Raw genomic sequence first — 20,185 nt, 5'->3', positions numbered from 1 at the left:
ACCCGGCCCGCGGCTGAACCTTTACTGGAAGCTGATCGATCAATATAACAAGTACGGACGCGCGTTTCAAATTCGCCGACGCCGTGGCGGAGGACTGCCCCGCGCAGAAAACAGCCCCGCGATTGCTCCGCGGGGCCGCTGGATCAAGCATTATCCGCTCGAATTCACGTGGCCTCGCTCGGCCCGGCCCCTGCGCCGGCCAGTTCCGGCTCGACTTCGCCCGCCGGGCCGCCCTCGGTCGGGTCAAAGCTGAGCTTCTTCTCGCCGCCGACGTCGACCAGCGCGACATGAATGTCTTTCTTGCCCTTGTATTTTCCGCGAAGGAGGTTTTCGCTGAGCGGGTCTTCCAGGTGCTGCTCGATGGCCCGGCGTAGCGGCCGCGCCCCGAACTTTTCATCGGTTCCCTTTTCCAACAGAAACTCTTTGGCCTCGTTCGACAGCTCGAGCGTCAGACCGTGCTCGATCAGTCGCTTCGCGACCTTCTTGATCTCCAGCTCCACGATCCGGGTCAGGTCCGCATGGTTCAGCTTGTGGAAGACGACGACCTCGTCGACGCGGTTGAGGAACTCCGGCCGGAAATGATGCTCCAGCTCGACCTTCAGGACGTTGCGCATCTTCTCGTAACTGACGTTCTCGTCGCGCTTCTCGAAGCCGAAGGTAGACTGGTGGGTGATCTTGTCGGCCCCGATATTGCTGGTCATGATCAGGACCACGTTGCGGAAGTCGACGTGGCGACCGAACGAATCCGTCAGTCGGCCTTCTTCCATGATCTGCAGCAACATGTTGAAACAATCGGGGTGCGCTTTTTCAATCTCATCCAGGAGCACCACGGCATACGGCCGGCGGCGGATCCGCTCGGTGAGCTGTCCGCCCTCCTCGTAGCCGACGTAGCCCGGAGGCGCGCCGATCAAACGGCTGACGTTGTGTTTTTCCATGTACTCCGACATGTCGATGGAGATCAGGGCCTCTTCCGCACCGAACATGAACTCGGCGAGGCTCTTGGCCAGCAGCGTCTTGCCGACGCCGGAGGGGCCGATGAAAATGAAGCTGCCCATCGGGCGGTTCGGGTCTTTCAAGCCGCTGCGCGAGCGGCGGACGCTTCGGGCGACCGCGCTGATGGCCTCCTGCTGGCTGATGACGCGCTTGTGCAGCTCCGTCTCCAATTCCAATAGGCGCTCCGCCTCTTCCTTCTCCAGCCTCGTCAGCGGCACGCCGGTCATCTTGCTGACGACCTCGGCGACAACTTCTTCGTCCACCACGCCGTCGATCTCGTTACGGTGATCGTGCCACTGCTTTTCCATTTTCTCTTTGTCGGCGGCGAGGCTGATCGCCTTGTCGCGGAGGTCCGCGGCCCGCTCGTAGTCGGCATTGCGGACGGATTCATCTTTCTCGAGGTTGAGCTTCTTGATCTCTTCCTCGAGTTTGGAGAGGTCTTCCGGCTTGGTCATGGCCTTGAGCCGTACCCGCGCGCCGGCTTCGTCGATCACATCGATCGCCTTGTCCGGCAACACTCGGCCGGGAATGTAGCGCATCGACAACTCGACGGCGCCGGAGAGCGCCCCATCGGTGATCTGCACGCGATGGTGCGCCTCGTATCGATCACGCAGGCCTTTGAGGATTTCCAGCGTTTCAACCTTCGAGGGCGGCTCGACGATGATCTGCTGGAAGCGGCGCTCCAGCGCGCCATCCTTCTCAATGTATTTGCGGTATTCGTCCAGGGTCGTTGCCCCGATGCACTGCAATTCCCCGCGCGACAGCGCCGGCTTGAGCACGTTCGATGCGTCGATGGCCCCTTCGGCCCCGCCCGCGCCGACCAGGGTATGCAACTCGTCAATAAAGAGGATGATGTTGCGGGCCCGGCGGACTTCGTTCATGACCGCCTTGATCCGCTCCTCGAATTGTCCGCGGTATTTGGTCCCGGCGACCATCATCGCGAGATCGAGGACCACGATGCGCTTATCCGCGAGGAGTTCGGGAACGTCGTTGGAGACGACGCGCTGGGCCAGTCCCTCGACGATCGCCGTCTTGCCGACGCCCGCTTCGCCGAGCAGCACCGGGTTATTTTTATAGCGCCGGCACAGCACGACGAGGAGGCGTTCAATCTCGTTCTCGCGCCCGATGACCGGGTCGAGTTTTCCGCTCTTGGCCATCTCGGTGAGGTCGCGCCCGAAGGAATCCAACGCCGGCGTCCGGGATTTGGAACCCTTCCGACCGGTCGTCTCCTGACTGCCTGCGCCGCCCCCCGTTGCTTCTTCGTTTTCCACACCGGCACCTAGTAGATTCAATACCTCTTCACGGACTTCTTCAAGTTTGATGCCCAGATTCATCAGCACCTGGGCGGCCACGCCGTCCTGTTCCCGGAGGAGGCCGAGCAGCAGGTGTTCCGTTCCGACGTAGTTATGGTTGAGATTGCGGGCCTCTTCGATGGCGAATTCGATGACTTTCTTGGCCCGCGGCGTCTGGGGGAGCTTGCCCATGGTCACCATGTCGGGGCCGCTCTTGACCAGCTTCTCGACTTCCAGCCGGACCTTGCGCAGGTCCACTTCGAGGTTTTTCAGGACGTTGGCGCCGACCCCGCTGCCTTCCTTCACGAGGCCCAACAGGATGTGCTCCGTCCCGATGTATTCATGGTTGAAGCGCTGCGCTTCCTGGTTGGCGAGGGCCATCACTTTCCGCGCACGATCTGTGAATCGCTCAAACATTCGTTCACATCCTCTCCCGTCCGCCGGGAAGTTCGAACTTCGCCGTTACTTTCAACCGCCGCCTCACCGACGTCCTCTCCGGCACCCCAAGGGCCGGGGATTCGACCCGATCGCCATCGCGCTGCTCCGTTGAGAGTCGTCCGTCCCGGCGCGCCAAGATCGTGGGTCTTGGTCGCGGCAGGTGCTGAGTTGCGACGATAACCGCGATGTCCATTCGTCGCAATTCTAGCTGTGCTTTCTCGGTCCTTCCACGAGGCGGCTCATGGACAGGCGGGCTCTGCCTCAGCCCTACCCTCTATCGGTTGCCGAATTGCCCGCGTGAACTCCCGCCAGCAGTCGGATGGCAGGCGGTTCTTTCGACATCACTGCCGATAACGCGTCATTGACATGAAAAATCCGCGTCCGAAGGCGGGCCCTTGGGCCGGGAGAAATGGCGTCGAAGCATGATTTGGGCTGCCGCCCAGGAGAGGAGGGCCAGGACCGTCGCGATCGCCGCCAGCCAGGGCGGCATGGCCGCCGGGGCGATGAACCAGCCGGCGAGTGCGACGTTGCCGCAGATCCCGAAGACGATGGCCAGGAGAAAACCCAGCCATTCGCGCCGAGCCAGGATCAATCCCGTGCCCGGCAGTATCACATTCAGCAGCCAGGTGCCCACGAGATTTCCTGTCCGAGTGCGCCATCGTCGGCGAAGGGGTTACGGCTGACCGATGACCTGCTCGACCGCTCCGCCCGGTTTCTTATCGCCGACGATAATCGGCTCGCTCAATTGCATCCACGCGTAAATCATGACCGGTGCGAGTGCGATGCAAACCGCACCGAGCGTCATGCCCATCCACGATCGGCCCTGCTTGGTGTTTCGGGCCTGCCCGAGGCTGCGAAAGCCAAGCGCGCCGGCGGCAATTCCGAGAAGGATGACCACCGGCGTGACCGCGTAGATCAGCGGCTGGCGGTATTGCGACCAACCGATGCGATCGCTGAAGGGGATTACCCACTGCTGCGTGTCGAGCCCCTTGAACACGACGACGGACAATCCCATTAAGCAGAGGAAACCCAGCGCGCCCGCCAGCATGGCTGTTGTCGCCTGAGTGTCGTAGAGTCGAAAGTTCGGCATCTTCATGATCGATCTGTCCTGAAAAAACCTGCCGGCAGGTCCGTCCGCCGTTTACGTCACCCATTTCGGCGGCGATAGGGGCCCGACGATTGGCGTCAAAGCTCGATCAGTATAAGGAAAACCCGACAATCTCCAAAGTCCCTGTATGACGAATCGCATGCCAAATGGGAGGGGTCCGATTTTGGTCGGCAGCGGCAATTTTTGCCGGTTCACAGTGTTTGCCTCGATGGTCGGCTCCCGTACAATCCCCGCCCAGCCGTACCAGCGACGGAGCCGGACGGAGCAAAGTTGCAACGCGGGAGAATCAAGGATGTATTGGAACGAAAAAATCGGGGGACGGAAGTGTATTCGCCAGGGCGCAGTGTGTGTTGCCGTGGTTACAGGGGTTGTTTTCGGTTTGGCGGTGGCATCGTTGGCCGTCACGCCACCGGGGCCGGGTTGCACTGAAATCACCGCCACCTTCACAAACTCGACGCCGGTGGTGATTTCCGGCGGCGACGAGCCCGTCGTCACTTCCACGATCACAGTCTCCGCCGCCGGCGCCTATCTCTGGGATCTCGATGTCACGACCAACCTGACCCACAGCAACTGCACCGACTTGGACATCACGCTCATGTCCCCGGCGGGGACGATCGTCACGTTGACGACCGACAATGGCGGCGGCAATGACAATATCTTCAACGGCACCATCTGGGACGACGACGCCAATCCCGGCGGCATCGTTCCCTATGACGACAACGATGGCATGGTCACTGACTCGTCGTTTGTGGATGGGACGACCGGGACTCCGCTGACTCCCGAAGAACCGCTGGGCGCGTTCATCGGCGAAGACCCCAACGGCGTCTGGACCCTGACGATCAGTGATGATGAAAACTCCAACGGCGGTGTTCTTGACAATTGGAACCTCGCCGTGAGCACGCTCCCCTCGGCGCCGACGGATACCGTCGCGTCATTCGAAAACGCCGCCGACCTTAACATCCTCGATGAGTCCGCAGTCAATTCCCAGATCCACGCCCTCGGCCTGAGCAATCGAATCTGCAAGGTTCGCGTCGTCACTCATATGAAACATACGTTCTTCGGCGACCTCGTCATCGGACTCACGTCGCCTTCTGGGACGATTGTGACCCTCTCTTCGGAGAACGGCGAAGGACTCGACAACGTTTTTGACGGAACCCAATGGGACGACGATGCCAATCCCGCCGGCCAGGTTCCCTATGACAACAACGATGGCTTGGTCACCGATCATCTGTATGTCGATCTCACGACCGCCACCCCTTTGTGCCCGGAGGAGCCCTTTGCCGCTTTCATCGGTGAAGATCCGAACGGCATTTGGACGTTGACGATCGGGGACGTGGCGGCCGGCGACATCGGCGTCCTTGAAGATTGGACATTGGAGATCACCACCTGCACCTACCCCGACGCTGACGGGGACGGCGTGGGCGATCCCTGCGATGAGTGCGCCGAGGGCGACGACTCGCTGGATGGAGACGGCGATGGGATTCCCGACGCCTGCGATCCGTTCAGCTTCTGCGGCACGGGCACCGGCATCATGTTGCCGTTCATGGTCCTGAGCTTCGGGATGATGCGCCGCTCGATACGCCGTCGCTTCTAACCGTCGCGCGGATTTGGAATTTCACCGGCCGGTCTCTCTCGTAACCTCGGGAGGGATCGGCCATTTTTTTGGCAGTGATTGGACGAGGCGGCCACTCTGCGGATCAGCCGCGAAGCCCCAGCCCCGCCGCGATGATGTTGCGCTGGATGTCGTTGGTGCCGCTGTAGATGATGCCGCCGAGGCTGTCGCGGAGAAAGCTCTCCACGCCGCCTTCGTTCACGAAGCCGTTGCCGCCGTGGATGCGGATGAGGTCGAGGCTGTTCTGCACGAACGATTCGCTCACGAAGAGCTTGGCGATCGCCGCTTCGAGCGGGGCGCGCTTGTTGGCCGATTTCAGCGCCGTCACCTGGTAGAGCAGGAGTCGCGACGCCTCATGGCGGACTTTCATGTCCGCGATGCGGTGGGAGATCGCCTGGTGACCGGCGATCGGTTTGCCGGCGACGACGCGTTCGTTGGCGTAGGTGATGGCGAGTTCGATTTCGCGCTGCATGGAGCCGAGGGCCGCGCCGAAGATGCAGGCCCGCTCGCGTTCGATGGAGCCCTGGAAGAGCATCGCCCCCGCGCCGGGCTTGCCGAGGATGTTCGCGACCGGGACTTTCACGTCTTCATAGGTCACTTCGGAGAGGCCCGACCCGGTCAGCCCGACGGCGGGCAGTGGTCGGACCGTCATGCCCGACGTGCCGGGTTCGATGAGGAAGCAGGAGAGGCGATAGCGCGTCGGGTCGTCCATTTTGGCATAGACGACATGCAGATCAGCCCCCGCGCCGCAGGTGGTGTACCGCTTCTTGCCGTTGATGATGTAGTGATCATTCTTCAGCGCCGCGGTGGTCGTGAAGCTCATCAGGTCGGAGCCGGCCTGCGGCTCGGTCACGCTGTGGGCCCCGACCCATTCGCCGGTCGCCAGCTTGCGGAGGAACTTTTTCTTTTGCTCATCGGTCCCGGCGACGCAGAGCGGCTCGACGACGCCGAAGACGTGCGCGCCGATCGCCGTGAGCAGGCCCATGCGGCGACAGCCGTAGCCCAGCCCCTCCATGGCGGCGACGAATTCGTTGAGGGTCTGCCCGCGACCGCCGTAGTCGGTGGGGGCGGTGATGCCCATCGCACCGATCGCGCGGCATTTTTTCCAGCCGTCGCGGTCGAAAACGGGATCGACGTCGCCCGTCGTTAGTTCGCGCTGGGCGAATTCAATGGCTTCGTCCTTGGCGGCTTGTTGAGAGGGTGAGAGGCTGAAGTCCATGCGCGTATAATAACCGATCCACCGCACGTTGACGCGGTTCGGGGTCGCGGCTACGGTCTCGCCCCATGGTTTTGGCGGTCGGCACGTGGAGGCGGGGGCGTCGGCGCGCAGCCGTGGCCCTCACGTCGCTGGTCGTCCTCATCGCATTTCTACCGTTTCTCGTTCCAGTTTCGCAAACGACGACCGCCCCGGCCGCGCCGCCATTGCCGGAGGATCTTTACGGCCTGTGGACGGTCGCGCCGGCGATTGTCGCGATCGGCATGGCCATCCTCCTGCGCCAGGTCTTCCCCGCGATGATCATGGGCATCCTCACGGCGTCGGCGATGGTGATGTACTGCCTGCCGCCGGAGGCGAAGTTCGGCGGGGCCAACGGGTTCGTGACGGCCGCGCGGTTGGCGATTGAGCGTTATCTCGTCGGGGCGATTGCCGATCCTTCGCACAGTGGGACGGCCGATCCGGCGAGGATGATGACGGTTCTGGCCAGCCTGACGATTTCCGGCATGGTCGCGGTCATTCACGCGAACGGCGGGACGGCGGCGATGGTCCGCGCGGTCAGCGGATTGGCCCGCACTCGCCGTCGCGGGCAGCTTACGACGTTCCTGGCCGGGCTGGTCGTGTTTTTCGATGACTACTCGAACTGCCTGATCATCGGTCCGACGATGCGGCCGATTACCGATCGGTTGCGGATCAGCCGGGAGAAGCTGTCGTTCATCCTCGATGCCACGGCGGCGCCGGTGGCATCGCTCGCGCTGTTCGGGACGTGGATCACGACCGAAGTGAGCTTCATTCAGACGGGGCTCGATCAACTCAAGTCGGATGGGCATCTGCCGGCGTTCCTGGCGGATGTCGGGGCGTACGAGGCGTTCGTGCGGAGCTTGCCGTATCGCTACTACGCCATCTTCACGCTGGTGCTCGTGTTTCTCTTGGGGTGGACCGGCCGCGATTTCGGTCCCATGCGCAAGGCCGAGGAGCGCGAGGCGGCGCGGGCGACGCCCTTTCAAGAGGAGCATCGGATCACGGCTCACGACCGCGCGAAGTGGTGGTACGCGGGCCTGCCGGTCGGCGGCCTCGTTGTGGCAACCGTCCTCATCCTGTTCCTGACGGGTTGGTACGGGTCCGCGGAGCCGCGGACGATGGCCGACATTCTGAAAAACGTCAACGCCTACGCGGCGATTCTCTATGGGGCAATCATCTCGGTGTTGTTGGCTATCGGTCTCAGCGTGGCCACAAGGTCTCTCACGTTCATGCGATCGCTGGAGTCGATGATGGAGGGCGTCCAGCGCGTCATCCCTGCGATCGCCATCCTGATCTTCGCGTGGGCGCTCTCGGACAGCATGAGGGACCTTCACTTAGGGCAGGTAGCGGTCCGCGAGTTGAAGTCGCATCAGTTCTCACCGCACCTCCTGCCGCTCATGATCTTCGTCGCCGCCTGCATCGTTTCCTTTGCGACGGGAACATCGTGGGGGACGATGGGTATCCTTTGTCCGGTCGCCGTCCTCCTGGCTGGGCATCTGGCCACCGACCTTGCCAGGGACGACGCGCTCACGCTATTCTACGGCTCCGTGGGAAGTGTTCTGGCAGGCGCGGTCTTTGGCGATCATTGTTCTCCCATCAGCGACACGACCGTCTTGTCGGCGTTGGCCTCGGAATGCAGCCTGGAGGCGCACGTCTGGACGCAATTGCCCTATGCCGTGACCGCGGCACTGATGGAGATCGTGGCGGGCGATTTGCTTTGCGGCTGGCTGGGCGCGCCGGCGTGGGTCGGGCTCCTGACGGGCAGCGCGGGCCTGGTCGTCATCGTGTATGCGATCGGGCGACCGATTCGCGAGCGGGCGGCGGTGGTCGCGTGACAATTCGTTACCGAGTCGCCGCGGTGGAGTGAGGAGACGATCGTCTATGGCGCAATCCAAAGAACAGTGGGGCAGCCGGCTGGGGATGATCCTCGCGGTCGCCGGTTCGGCCGTCGGGCTCGGAAACTTTCTGAGGTTTCCCGGAACGGCGGCAGCGAACGGCGGCGGGGCGTTCATGATCCCTTACTTCTGCGCGCTGATCTTCCTCGGCATCCCGATCTGCTGGGCCGAGTGGGCGATGGGCAAGTACGGCGGGCAGCACGGCTTCAATTCCGCCCCGGCGATCTTCGGCCTGCTCGGGCGCCGTTCGATCTGGCGTTATCTCGGCGTGTTGGGATTGATCATCCCCGTCATCATCTACATGTACTACGTTCTGATCGAATCGTGGTGCATGGGATACGCCATGAGTTATCTCATGGGTTGGATCGATCTCGGAGGCGATTCGGGCCAGTACGCGACGAAGAGCGTCGACTATTTCAATTCATTCGTCGGAGCCAATCAGGATGGGCTGATGCTCGACGGCCGGGTGCACATCAGCGTCGTCGTGTGGCTGATCGTTTTCGCGGTGAACTTTTATTTCATCTACCGCGGATTGTCCGGCGGGATCGAGAAGTTCTGCACGTATGCGATGCCGCTTATGGCACTTTGTGCCATCATCGTACTGATCCGCGTTTTGACGCTGGGTACTCCCGATCCGAGCAAGCCCGAGTTCAGCGTCATGAAAGGGCTCGGCTTCATGTGGAATCCGAAACCCCTGGCAGGCGATACGAGCTGGTATGAAGCGCTGGCAAATCCAAAAGTCTGGATGAACGCCGCCGGTCAAATCTTCTTCAGCCTGTCCGTCGGGTTCGGCGTGATCATTAATTATGCAAGCTATCTCAAGCGCAAGGACGATGTGGTTCTATCCGGGCTTACGGCGTCGGCGACCAATGAGTTTTTCGAGGTTTGTCTCGGCGGATTGATCACCATTCCGGCGGCGTTTGTGTTCCTTGGTGCCGCCGGGGCATCACAGACGGGCACATTTTCGCTGGGCTTCCATACCCTGCCGATCGTATTTCAACACATGCCCGGTGGGCGGCTGTTCGGGTTTCTCTGGTTCTTTATGTTGTTCCTGGCGGCGATTACGAGTTCGCTTTCCATGCTGCAGCCCGCCATCGCTTTTCTCGAAGAAGCGCTGGGTATCGGCCGACGCGCCTCGGTCGCACTGCTGGGATTTGTGACCGGGCTGGGCTCGCTCTTCGTGATCTTTTTCAGCAAGGACCTGAAGTCCCTCATCTTCCTCGATGACACCATCGGGACGATCGCGATCGTCGTCCTCGCTGCCGTGCAAACGCTGCTCTTTGGTTGGGTTTTCGGAGTGAAGCGCGGGGTCCAGTTCGCGCACGAGGGCGCGGAGCTACGCCTGCCTCGGTTCTTCCCGTTTGTCATCCGATACGTTACGCCGGCGTATCTCCTGATCATGCTCGGCTTGTTTTTCTACAACGATTTCAAGAAATACGTCGATCAAATCCGTTCCGACAATGTTGTGGCGCTATCATTTGCCCTCGTCGTCGTTGTGACGGTGTTCCTGCTCGTGTTGATCAACATCGGCGGGCGGCGATGGAAGGCGGAGACCAAGGACACGGGTCGTTTACCGGCGGAGGCGCGATCATGACGACAGAGGGCTGGATTTTCATGATTGGCTCGCTGAGCTTCGTCGTCGGCTTGACCTGTTTTTGTTTCCATCGCGTCCTGGCCAAGCCCTCGGCCGCTAATCACATGCATTCCCCGGTCGATATCGATACGCAAGACACCCATACCTGACACCGACAACCCTGCAATCCCCATTTCGAGGCAGGGTATACGAAGTTGCGGACCCATTGCGCGTGGGCGGCAAGCAGCCCGGTTTCCTGTTTATAATGGCTGTGGCCGTCAGGCCTTAGATGCCGATGCAGCACGCAGGCCCGCTCGACTGCTACCGCCATGCCCAGCTTCACCTACACCGCCCGCAACGCCGAAGGCAAGACCGTCAGCGGTGTACTGACCGCCGATAACCAGCAGCAGGTCCTCCGCTCGCTGGACGAGCAGCTTCTGTTTCCGGTCGATGTCCGCGAGGGGGGCAAGGCGAGTCGGGGCGCCGGCGGGCGGAAGCGGAAGGTCAAGGGGGCGAAGGTCGCCGTTCTGTATTCGCAGTTCGCGGATTTGCTGCGGGCGGGCGTGCCCGCGCTGCGGTCGCTGGATGTGCTGCACAAGCAGACGTCGAACGCCGTGTTCAAGGAGATCCTGCGGGAGGTTCGCGAGGACCTGTCCAGCGGCCAGACGCTGGCGGACGCGATGTCCAAACATCCCAACGCCTTCAATCCGCTGCATGTATCGATGATCCGCGCGGGGGAGAAGGGCGGATTTCTGGAGGATGTGCTCGCCCGCATCGCCGTTTTCACCGAGCGGCAAAACGAACTGCGCAACAAGCTTCTCGGCGCGATGCTGTATCCCGCCCTGCTGATGGGCGTGGGGACGTGCATCATCATCTTCATTCTCGTGGTGATCGTGCCGAAGGTGCGTTCGTTTCTTCGCGGTGAACTGCCGCCGCTAACCAAGCTGGTTTTCGCTTTTTGCGATTTTCTCCAGGCGAACGGGACGGCCGTGGCGGGCGTATTGGCGGTTGTCGTGATTGCGACCATCGCGCTGATCCGCAGCGAGCGTGGGCGGATGGCGATGGACAAGTTCTCGCTGAAGGCGCCGATGATGGGCAAGATCATCACGCTGGTGGCGATCTGCCGGTTCTGCCGAATTCTGGGAACCCTTTTACACAACGGCGTGCCGATCCTTCAGGCGCTGAAGATCAGCCGCGACTCGGCGGGCAATCGGCTGCTGATGGAAGTGGTCGACGAGTCCATTGAGGGCGTGCGTAAAGGGACGTCCCTGGCCGCGCCGCTGGGCAGGAGCGGGCTGTTTCCGCTGGATATCGTGGACATGATCGCCGTCGGCGAGGAGAGTAATAACCTGGAGAATGTGCTCGTCACCATCGCCGATTCGTACGAGGCCCGGACGGGGCGGCAGATCGACCTGATGGTGCGGTTCCTGGAGCCAATTTTGCTGATCATCATGGCGGTGGTCGTGGCGGTCATCGCGATTGCGCTGCTGTTGCCGATCCTGACCATGAGCGCCGGGGCGACTTAACGCTTGTGGAGGGGATAGTGTCGGAGCGGAACGAACGACGATAGAATCCGTTGGATTTGATAGGAACGATACGTTTCAAGGAGCTGACGTTATGAAAAAGAACACGTACACACGAAGAGCGGCGGGGCGGCGGGGTTTCACCCTTCTGGAAATCCTCCTGGTCGTCGGATTGCTCGCCCTCCTGGCGGCGTTTGTCGTGCCGGCGCTGACCACGCAGAGCGACAAAGCCAAGGTCGATCTGGCGAAGGCGGCGATCGGTCCGAATGGTCCCTTGAGCCAGGCCATCAACCTGTTCAAGGTAAACACGGGAATGTACCCGGAGGAACTCAAGTACCTTCTGGAAAAGCCCAGCGACGACGACATCGCCAAGAAGTGGGCCGGTCCGTACATCGAGAACGAAAGCGGCCTGAAGGACCCGTGGGACAACGAGTACCAGTACAACGCCAATGGCCAACACAACGAAGGTAAGTACGATTTGTGGAGCAATGGTCCCGACAACCGCGAAGGCACCGAAGACGACGTAGTGAATTGGAAGACGGATCGATGACCGCGGGTAGGGCGGGTTCCACCCGCCGAAGTTTGCGCGCCGGTCAAACGGCGGGCAGAGCCCGCCCTGCGTTGCGCCGAGGCTTTACGCTCCTTGAAGTGCTGCTGGCGCTGTCGCTGTTCGTCCTGCTTGCGGCGATGGCGTGGCCGCTCATGCAGGGCCAACTTGTCGCGGCGGAGTTGCCTGAATCCGCCTCGCGGCTCCGTTCGCTCCTCTACATGACGCGATCGTCGGCGATGCTGGAACATCGGCGCCACCGCGTCCGATTCAGCCCCGGCGAACAGCAACCTGTTATCGAGGTCGAGCCCGATCCCATCATCGAGCCGGGCCTGTGGGTGCCCGCTTATTACGATTGGGCCGAGGAACCCGCGCTACTGGCGGATATCGAGGTGCATCGCGTCCTGCCGGGTCGGCCCGCCTACATGCGCCCGGTTTCCGTCTCGGAAGAGGGGGTGGTCGATCCGCTCGAGGCCGAGCCCGTCGCTGAAGAAGAGACCTCCGCTGTCGAATCTACGTCCGCGAAGTTGCAGGCGGCCCGCTCCGATGGCATGGGCGGCCAGGAGATCGAGATCGACGAGCTTCGGCCGATCATCCTCTTCGAGGCCGACGGCTCGGCGGAATGGGCCACCCTTGTTCTCTCTCGAATCGCGCCTACGGAGGAGTTGCCCGAGGAAGAGCCGCAGTCCTGGGTGGTCCTTGACGGCCGTACGGGCTTGGCGACGATTCGCGACGCCGTCACCCAGAAGCAACTGAACGACCCCACCTTTTATGTCCAGCGGGAGAAGCTCGAAATCCCGGATGTGACCGCACCGGAAGACATGACGCTGACCATCCCCGCGGATGGGACCGGCCAGAAGGGGGCCGACGATTCATCGCAGGCTGCGGTCGATCCGTCATCGGGACAACAGGAGATTGGCAACCTCCCACCCATCGATCCGACGGCGCTCCAGCAAGGCCAACCTCCGCAGGACGCCGCCGCCGACCCCAACGCCCCTCAATCCGCTGACGACGCCCTGGCCCAGCTTGAGAAGGAACTGGCCGATTCCAACCTCTCGGACGAGGAAAAAGAGGAGATTCGCCGTGCCTTTCAGGAAGCCCAACCCAAACAGAGCGACACGGACGGCAAGTCGCCGTCATAGCTAAACACTCAGACTATCTGTAACTAACTGTCCAATAAAACGTTAGGGCAGCATCTCCGTCGAAAAGAGCGATTCTTTACTTTGCGGCGCAGGCGCTTTTTGTCGGTAAAAGAAGCGGGGCCCGCCAGGCAGAGATAACTGAGTACGTCCCTCTCAGGACGGCAGGATGACATTGATGCGCGGAAGAAGTTTGGCACGTCGGCGTGCCCCGGTGAGGGGAGCGCGTTCGGTTGCGCGCCGCGGGGCGGCCTTGTTCGAGGTCGTCATCGCCCTTTCGCTCCTGCTGGTCGCCATGTCCGCGATCGGCGTCGCCTTCCGCAACGGGCTGTTTCACGTCGAGCATGCCGAGCGGATGAACCAGGCGACGCTTATGACCGACCGGCTGCTGACGGCGCTGGACCTGGGCCTTATCGCGCCGAGCGAGAAAGAAACCACGGGCTTCTTCGAGAATGAGACGATCAGGGGGATGGCATGGCAGATGGAGGCGCAGCCGATCGAGGCGATCTCCGGGCTGTTTCACATCCGCGTTTCGATCTACATGGGCGATCCCGAGGGAGCGGATAACGAGAAGCAGCATCTGCTGACGACATATGTCCTTCGCGCCGAGCCGCGCAACATCAACCTTGAGACGGACTTCGGCATCCCGGAAGAACAACTGACGATGCTGACCGACGCGATCCCCGGCGGCGCGGCGGTGCTCGATCCGGCGAACTTCAACCCGCGCGATGTCGCCGGTCTTCCCCTGGACACCTTGCGCGAGATGCTCCCGATGATCCTCCAGACGCTGGGCATCACGCTCAATCCCGGGCAGATGGAGGATGTCATGCAGGCATTGCAGCGCGGCGATATGCGCGAGATTCAGAACCTCGCGAATCAGGCCGGCATCGATCCCGCGCAGGGCAACCCGCTGGCGCCGAAAGATCAAAAACCCCTCTTGCCGCCGCCCGGCGGCGGGAGGCAGCGATGACACCGCGCGCTGCGAGTCGCCGAACCGCACTGACGCTCATCGAGGTCATCCTCTCGCTGGGCCTGATTACGCTTATCGCCACAATCATGTTCACGTTCTACGACATCTCACTGCGCACTCGCGATCTCGGCATGCGACGGATGTTGGATAGCAACCTCGCCCGCGTCGTCGCCTTGAAGATCGCGGATGAGATTCGTTCGGCGAACGGGTTTCTCGGCCAGACGCCCGGCGTCAGCGGCAAGGACCGGATGATCACGCTGCAGACGGTCGTCCTGCCGGACAAGTCGCTGTTCATCGACCGAAAGATACAGGACGTCTTGCCGCCGGCGGAGAGCGACATCCGGCAGGTGCAATACTACCTCGCCTACGACTACGACCAGACCTACGAATATCCGGACGGGACCGTCGGGCCGGCGCCGATGGGCCTCGTACGGCGGGAAATCAAGACACTGAATCAGGCGATTATCCGCGAGGACCAGCAGGAGTCCGTGGATCTGGATTTGTACGCGGCGGAGATGAAATACCTGCGCTTCCGCTACTTCGATGGTGTCGAGTGGATCGACAAGTGGGACGTCGGCGACGTCGGCGGCGGGATGGGCAATTCGCTGCCGCAGGCCATCGAGGTGACGGTCGGCTACGACGCGCTGCCGCCGAAGCTGGAGGAGGAGGAACTGGATCTGCAGAACGAAGACATACTGCCGTCGCTGCCGGAGCCGTATTCGACGCAGACTTGCACGATCCAGGTCAAGCTGACGCAGGCGGATACGTTTTTCGGATCTCGTTTGATGCGGGCCCAACAGGAGAAGCCCTCGGATGAGGAAGCCGCGGCGGGAGGGGGCGCGAAATGATCCGCAGGCAAACACGAGAATTGCGACGCGGGCTGATTCTCCTCGTCGTCCTCATCATCGTCGTTTTGCTTTCACTTTTGGCGGCGGGCTACACGTTCATGGTCCGCGCCAACCTGAACGCCGCCGTCGCCTATCACCAGCAATTCCAGGCGCGCGTGGCCGCCGAGAGCGGCGTGCAGGCCGCCATTACCATGCTCCGCGACGGTCGGAACAATCCCGGCCTGTGGTACGACAATCCGGATGTGTTTAAGGCGATTGTTGTCGCCGGCGCGCCCGACAAAGTGGAACCGATCAATAAGGACACGACCGACCGGTACGACCCCAACGCCCCGCAGGCGTGGCGCTACAAGGTCGTCGCGCCGAATTACGACGATCCCACGACGGTACGATACGGGATTACCGACGAATGCGCGAAGCTCGATCTCAACCGGGCGACTGAAGCGCAGTTTCGCCGTCTCTTCGAGATGGTCATACCACAGGAGACGACAGACCTGGTCGACGTCAACGTCCTCGTGGACTCGCTGCTCGACTGGCGCGACGGCGGCGCGGCGCCGCGTCCCAACGGCGCCAAGGACGACTACTACAACACGCTCGATCCGCCCTACCGATGCAAGGGTGCGCGGTTCTCGACCATTGAGGAGCTGCTCCTCGTGCGCGGCTTCACGGCCTGGGTCGTCTTTGGCGAGGACTACAACCGCAACGGCCTGCTCGATCCCAATGAGGACGACGCCGACGCGTCGTTCCCGCCGGATAACGCCGATGGCGCACTTTTTGCCGGTGTCTCCCCCTATTTCACCCTTTGGTCGCGGGAGAGGAACGTCTCCAGCAACAATCGCGCAAGAATCAACCTGAACATGAAGGACGCGCAAAAATTGCAGGAGGCGATGGCGGAGGTGATCCCCTCCCAGATTGCCAGTTATGTCATGGAGATTCGAGGGGGCGGAGGGGCCTTTAACAGTGTTATGAATCTGCTTCCCGCGCCGCCGCCACCGGAAGAGGAAGAAGAAGAGGACCCTACGACGCAGCCGGCGACCAGCCAACCCGCGCAGGAGGATCCCAGTACCACGCAGCCGACCAGCCAGCCGGACAAGGGAATGGACGCGGGAACAGAACAACCTTCGACCGATCTAGATCAGGCGCGCGGCGCGTCCGAGAAAAAGCCGAAGGCCAAGCGGCCGGTCTACCAGAACCTGACGGCGACGATTCCGCCGGGGACGTACGAAGACCTGCCGCTGATCCTCGATCGGCTCACGGTCCAGCCGACTCCGATGTTCGCGGGTCGGATCAATGTCAGCACGGCCCCGCGGCCGGTGCTGGCGATGATCGAGGCCCTGACGGATGAGGAGCTGGATGCGATTGTCGCGGCGCGGCGCGAGCTAACGCCCGAGGAGCGGGCGACACCGGCCTGGTTGCTGACGCGGAGCGTCATTGATGAAAACCGATTCCGTCAAATCCTGGACAAGCTGGCGATGGGCTCGGCGGTGTTTCGCGTCGAGTCGGTCGGCTACGCGGATCACGTCGGCGTGGTGGAGCGGATCAACGTCGTCCTGGAGATGCGCGGTCCGGTTCCGCAGGTGCTGTACCAGCGCAACCTTGGAAGCCTCGGCGTGGCCTACCAGCCGCACGGTGAGGAGTTTCGCGGTGTGCGCGAAGGGACCCCATAGAGGGAGCAGGGGATGAGGTTCGGAAGCAAGCAATTCCTGGCGATCGAATGGAACCGCAGGGACCTGCGCATGGTGGCGCTCGCTCCCAAGGGGACCGGCGTGGAGCTGGTCAAGGCCGTGTCCGTTCCGATTCCCGCGGAGGTCCGCGTGGAGGATGCGGCCGCGCTGGGCGCGTTCATCCGCGCGGCGCTGCGCAGCGCCGATCTCGGCGCGCGGCGGGCGCTGCTCTCCATCCCCCGCGATCAGGTCGTGCTCAACACGCTCAATCTTCCGCCGACGCCGCCCGAGGAGCTTGCCGCCATCGTCCAGTTTCAGGTGGTCAAGGAGCTGCCGTTTCCGGCGGAACTGGCGACGCTCGACTTCGCCGTCTGCGGCGAGTTCGATCCGAAGCTGCCCAGCAATGTTCTCGTCGCGGCGGTTCGCAACGAGGATCTCGATTTCTATCGCCAGGTCGCGGCGGCGGCGGACCTCTCCGTCGAGCTGATCGGGCTGCGCCCCTATTCCAACCTGCTGGCCATGGGCGCGCTGTGGCCGGATCTTTCCGACAAGACCATTCTGCTCGTCGACGTCGGGCCGAATCTGACGGAGATCGACATTATCAAGGGCGGGGTTCTCGCCTTCTCGCGCGCTGCGTCGGTCGCGCTCGCCAATGACGAGGGACCGGTTGGCACGGCCCTGACCGACAGTCGTATTGCCGCGGTGCCGCTCTCCGATCGCGAGCCCGACGAGCGGACCCAGCGGGCCGTCTCCGACTTAATGGTGGACATCATCCGCTCGTTCGAGGCGTACCGGGCGACGGATCCCGCGATCAGCGTCGATCAGATCGTGGTCTGCGGATCATCGGGCCTGGAGGCGCAATTGGCGCAGGCGCTGGCGGCGCGGTTCGCCGCGCGGGCGGAGCTGTACTCGCCGCACCTGGCGCTGGGCCTGCCGCCGCAACGCGCCCGCGAACTGCGCGGCTTTTCCGCGACGATCGGCTTGGCTTTGGGGCATGCCGATAGGGGACCGGGTCATTTCGATTTCTTGAGTCCCAAGAAGCCGGTCAGCAAGCGGGCATTGCGGATGAAGAAAGTGCCCGTCGCCGTGGCCACGGCGGTGTTGTTCATCGCCTCCGGCATTGTCTTTCACTACAAGTACGTCGCGCCTCAGGACGCCCTCGTTGCGCAACTCCGCGAGGAAGTGAACAAGAAAAAGAAAACGGAACGGGTGATCAACGATTTCCGAGTGCAGGTTGAGGCGCTCGAGGCGTGGGTGGATTCGCAGCAGACCTGGCCGGAGGTTCTGGTCGCGCTGACGGAAGTCTTCCCGCCGGAAAAGGAGGCCTATGTTACGCGGATCGACCTCGATACGCGGCCCGTCCCGAAGTCCAAGACGCACGCCCGCGCCAGCACCGTCAAGTTGAAGTTCCGCACCGCCTCGCTCGGCACGGTCAACCGCCTCAACGATCGGTTGCAGGAGGCCGGGTTCCAGAACGTCAAGCCGGGCAAGGAGACGCCTTCGCCGGGTCCGGATGGATATTCGTATGAGACCGAGATAGATGCCGATGTGCCGCCGCGCTCGGAGCTGCATGCGCGTGAAGCCGAGAAGATCGAGGCGCCGCCGGCGGAGAACAAATCGGAGGACGCTGCAAGCGTCGCACCAGCTTCGACGGATTCGGCAAAGGCCCCGGCGACGACGCAACCGGGCGCCGCGCCGGCCTCGGGGGGGACCCGACCATGATGAACCCCCGCGAAAGAACGCTCGCGATTGTCGTCGGCGGCATCGTCGGCCTGGGCGCCGTCTATCAGGGCATGAACCTGCTCTTCCTGAAGCCCGCGGACGAGGCGAAGAAAGCCATCGCCGACCTGGAGGGCCAGAACCAATACCTCGATACCGTCATCCGTTCCCGACGCAACCTCGCCGATCGCTGGAACTCTGCGGTCAGCCGCACGCTGGCGTTCGATCGGCCCGAGGCGTCCAACAAGATTGCCCAGGCGCTCAAGGACGGGGCCAAGCGGCATGGATTCGAGAACCCCGGCTTCTTCCCCAATTCGGTCGGCTCGAAGATCGGCGCGAAGACGGGGATCACGACGGTCTCGTACCGGATCACCGCGGAAGGGCCGTTCAAGAACGCGATGGACTTCCTGACGGATATCTATCGCAGCCCTTACTTGTGCGACATTTCGCGCCTGTCGATTACGCCGCTTCTCCAGCGCAACCGGCCGCGCGGCGAGGTGAAGATTGAGTTCTTCGTCGAGTCGCCGCTCATGCCCAAGGTCGATCCCAAGAAAGTCCCCGAGCTGGTCAACACGGCGTCGCTGCCGGGGGAGGGCGCGGACAAGCAGGGTCCCTCGCGCGACGACATCCCACTGGATGAAGAGCTGGCCCTCCTCGGCCGGCGCAACATTTTCCGCCCGTTCGTTCCTCCGCCGAGCAATGTGGTCATCGTCGACAATCAGGATTGGAAGATGGTTGTGGTCCGCGCGAAGTTCTTCTGGGAGGGCGAGGTCATTCGGCAGACGGTCGACGGCAACCAGGTAGAGGAAGTGGTCAAGACCGTGCAAAGCAAGAGCAATGGGGAAATCCGCGGGCTGGGCGACGCGGTGGAGATTCAAGGCACCTATATCGGCGGCAAGACGTTTGGCCCGCAGCGATTTGATTTCGTGACGAAGAAGGATTGGACCTATGCCGTAGCGCAGGTTAACGAGCCGCCGCCGCCGACAGTCGTCCGACTGGCCGCCGACAACAAGCACGCCGAGCCCGTCGATCTCGAAGTTTCGGTGACGCTGCCGGATGGTCAGACGAAGATCAAGCCTACGATTCGCTTGCGCGGAGCGACGGCGCAGGACATTGACGACTTCGAGGTCAAATCCCTGACCGTCACGGCGACCTATGCATCCGGCCGGAAGGCGCCCCCGGCCACCTATACTCCCTCAAAGGAAAAGCAGACCTATGTCGTCCCCGTCGAGCCGGTCGAGATACCGCCGGAAGTCGCCGTCGACCCCAGCGATCAGCCCCCCGACCCCAGTCTGACCGTGACGGGGCTGGTCACCTATCGCGGCAAACAGGAATTGATCGCGAGCGCCGGGCCGGCGGATCGGCGGATCATCTCGGCGGGCGAAGCGGCGGTTGTGGACGGGGGTATGCTCCTGGGCGTTCATCCCCTGGGCGGCGTCGTCAAGATGCCCAGCGGGAACTACTACATCTATCCCCTGGGGCGGCCCTTCACCCAGCGCGTGAAACTGGAAGCCAAGTCGGACGAGGAACTGCCCGCGGCGATCGACGCGTGGTCACGTCCGGATAGCGGGGAGTCGGAAACGGAGCCGGAGGCGGAATCGGCCGCAATCGAGGCGGTCGCCGGCGAGTAGAA

At 62.5% G+C, this 20,185-nt stretch carries 16 protein-coding genes; 12 read left to right on the top strand and 4 right to left on the bottom strand.

Annotated elements, in window-relative coordinates:
- Positions 1-164: 164 nt before the first annotated feature.
- The 3 genes from VJZ71_16210 to VJZ71_16200 all read right to left on the bottom strand — a co-directional run bounded on the left by VJZ71_16210 (position 165) and on the right by VJZ71_16200 (position 3,819).
- Complete coding sequence (locus tag VJZ71_16210) at positions 165-2,702, bottom strand: ATP-dependent Clp protease ATP-binding subunit (protein HKQ49617.1); 2,538 nt, start codon at positions 2,700-2,702, stop codon at positions 165-167.
- Between the two features lie 379 nt (positions 2,703-3,081).
- On the bottom strand, positions 3,082-3,357 hold the full coding sequence (locus VJZ71_16205; GenBank protein HKQ49616.1) for a hypothetical protein: 276 nt from the start codon (positions 3,355-3,357) through the stop codon (positions 3,082-3,084).
- A 39-nt stretch (positions 3,358-3,396) separates the two neighbouring features.
- Positions 3,397-3,819 (bottom strand): hypothetical protein, encoded by a 423-nt coding sequence (locus VJZ71_16200; protein ID HKQ49615.1) that lies wholly within the window; start codon positions 3,817-3,819, stop codon positions 3,397-3,399.
- Between the two features lie 397 nt (positions 3,820-4,216).
- Here VJZ71_16200 and VJZ71_16195 point away from each other — a divergent pair, with 397 nt between their 5' ends.
- The gene (locus tag VJZ71_16195) at positions 4,217-5,425 is read left to right on the top strand and encodes a proprotein convertase P-domain-containing protein (GenBank protein HKQ49614.1); all 1,209 of its coding nucleotides are present in this window, start codon (positions 4,217-4,219) and stop codon (positions 5,423-5,425) included.
- A gap of 103 nt (positions 5,426-5,528) precedes the next feature.
- Here the strand turns inward: VJZ71_16195 and VJZ71_16190 are convergent, their stop codons facing one another.
- A complete protein-coding gene (locus VJZ71_16190; protein ID HKQ49613.1) occupies positions 5,529-6,662 on the bottom strand; it encodes an acyl-CoA dehydrogenase family protein in 1,134 nt (377 codons plus the stop codon).
- 113 nt (positions 6,663-6,775) lie between these two features.
- On the opposite strand from VJZ71_16190, the gene VJZ71_16185 reads away from it, so the two are divergent.
- The 11 genes from VJZ71_16185 to VJZ71_16135 all read left to right on the top strand — a co-directional run bounded on the left by VJZ71_16185 (position 6,776) and on the right by VJZ71_16135 (position 20,183).
- Complete coding sequence (locus tag VJZ71_16185; protein ID HKQ49612.1) at positions 6,776-8,512, top strand: Na+/H+ antiporter NhaC family protein; 1,737 nt, start codon at positions 6,776-6,778, stop codon at positions 8,510-8,512.
- Between the two features lie 46 nt (positions 8,513-8,558).
- Positions 8,559-10,166 (top strand): sodium-dependent transporter, encoded by a 1,608-nt coding sequence (locus VJZ71_16180; protein HKQ49611.1) that lies wholly within the window; start codon positions 8,559-8,561, stop codon positions 10,164-10,166.
- Positions 10,163-10,315: a hypothetical protein gene (locus VJZ71_16175; protein HKQ49610.1), complete on the top strand. Its 153-nt coding sequence runs from the start codon at positions 10,163-10,165 to the stop codon at positions 10,313-10,315. The genes VJZ71_16180 and VJZ71_16175 overlap by 4 nt, the downstream gene beginning before the upstream one ends.
- 159 nt (positions 10,316-10,474) lie before the next feature.
- Entirely contained in the window at positions 10,475-11,671 is a 1,197-nt protein-coding gene (locus tag VJZ71_16170; protein ID HKQ49609.1) for a type II secretion system F family protein, read from the top strand.
- A 91-nt stretch (positions 11,672-11,762) separates the two neighbouring features.
- Positions 11,763-12,218, top strand: a complete 456-nt coding sequence (gspG, locus tag VJZ71_16165; protein HKQ49608.1) for a type II secretion system major pseudopilin GspG — start codon at positions 11,763-11,765, stop codon at positions 12,216-12,218.
- Complete coding sequence (locus VJZ71_16160) at positions 12,215-13,357, top strand: prepilin-type N-terminal cleavage/methylation domain-containing protein (GenBank protein HKQ49607.1); 1,143 nt, start codon at positions 12,215-12,217, stop codon at positions 13,355-13,357. Before gspG ends, VJZ71_16160 begins: the two co-directional genes overlap by 4 nt.
- A gap of 175 nt (positions 13,358-13,532) precedes the next feature.
- Positions 13,533-14,324, top strand: coding sequence for a hypothetical protein (locus tag VJZ71_16155; protein ID HKQ49606.1), 792 nt, complete (start codon positions 13,533-13,535; stop codon positions 14,322-14,324).
- Positions 14,321-15,172, top strand: coding sequence for a hypothetical protein (locus tag VJZ71_16150; GenBank protein ID HKQ49605.1), 852 nt, complete (start codon positions 14,321-14,323; stop codon positions 15,170-15,172). The genes VJZ71_16155 and VJZ71_16150 overlap by 4 nt, the downstream gene beginning before the upstream one ends.
- A complete protein-coding gene (locus VJZ71_16145; protein ID HKQ49604.1) occupies positions 15,169-16,836 on the top strand; it encodes a hypothetical protein in 1,668 nt (555 codons plus the stop codon). The genes VJZ71_16150 and VJZ71_16145 overlap by 4 nt, the downstream gene beginning before the upstream one ends.
- 12 nt (positions 16,837-16,848) lie before the next feature.
- Complete coding sequence (gene pilM, locus VJZ71_16140; GenBank protein ID HKQ49603.1) at positions 16,849-18,555, top strand: pilus assembly protein PilM; 1,707 nt, start codon at positions 16,849-16,851, stop codon at positions 18,553-18,555.
- The gene (locus VJZ71_16135; GenBank protein ID HKQ49602.1) at positions 18,552-20,183 is read left to right on the top strand and encodes a hypothetical protein; all 1,632 of its coding nucleotides are present in this window, start codon (positions 18,552-18,554) and stop codon (positions 20,181-20,183) included. The genes pilM and VJZ71_16135 overlap by 4 nt, the downstream gene beginning before the upstream one ends.
- The last annotated feature ends 2 nt before the right edge of the window (positions 20,184-20,185 follow it).

It is taken from the genome of Phycisphaerae bacterium, from assembly GCA_035275405.1.
GTDB lineage: Bacteria > Planctomycetota > Phycisphaerae > UBA1845 > UTPLA1 > DATEMU01.
The sequence above is the reverse complement of the archived record's forward strand: the minus strand, read 5'-3'. Positions and strand labels throughout refer to the sequence as shown.

Coding starts and splice junctions, on each gene's coding strand:
- VJZ71_16155 (HKQ49606.1), top strand. CDS start 13,533: ATGCGCGGAAGAAGTTTGGCACGTCGGCGTGCCCCGGTGAGGGGAGCG.
- VJZ71_16170 (HKQ49609.1), top strand. CDS start 10,475: ATGCCCAGCTTCACCTACACCGCCCGCAACGCCGAAGGCAAGACCGTC.
- VJZ71_16160 (HKQ49607.1), top strand. CDS start 12,215: ATGACCGCGGGTAGGGCGGGTTCCACCCGCCGAAGTTTGCGCGCCGGT.
- VJZ71_16200 (HKQ49615.1), bottom strand. CDS start 3,819: ATGAAGATGCCGAACTTTCGACTCTACGACACTCAGGCGACAACAGCC.
- VJZ71_16135 (HKQ49602.1), top strand. CDS start 18,552: ATGATGAACCCCCGCGAAAGAACGCTCGCGATTGTCGTCGGCGGCATC.
- gspG (HKQ49608.1), top strand. CDS start 11,763: ATGAAAAAGAACACGTACACACGAAGAGCGGCGGGGCGGCGGGGTTTC.
- pilM (HKQ49603.1), top strand. CDS start 16,849: ATGAGGTTCGGAAGCAAGCAATTCCTGGCGATCGAATGGAACCGCAGG.
- VJZ71_16145 (HKQ49604.1), top strand. CDS start 15,169: ATGATCCGCAGGCAAACACGAGAATTGCGACGCGGGCTGATTCTCCTC.
- VJZ71_16180 (HKQ49611.1), top strand. CDS start 8,559: ATGGCGCAATCCAAAGAACAGTGGGGCAGCCGGCTGGGGATGATCCTC.
- VJZ71_16210 (HKQ49617.1), bottom strand. CDS start 2,702: ATGTTTGAGCGATTCACAGATCGTGCGCGGAAAGTGATGGCCCTCGCC.
- VJZ71_16150 (HKQ49605.1), top strand. CDS start 14,321: ATGACACCGCGCGCTGCGAGTCGCCGAACCGCACTGACGCTCATCGAG.
- VJZ71_16175 (HKQ49610.1), top strand. CDS start 10,163: ATGACGACAGAGGGCTGGATTTTCATGATTGGCTCGCTGAGCTTCGTC.
- VJZ71_16190 (HKQ49613.1), bottom strand. CDS start 6,662: ATGGACTTCAGCCTCTCACCCTCTCAACAAGCCGCCAAGGACGAAGCC.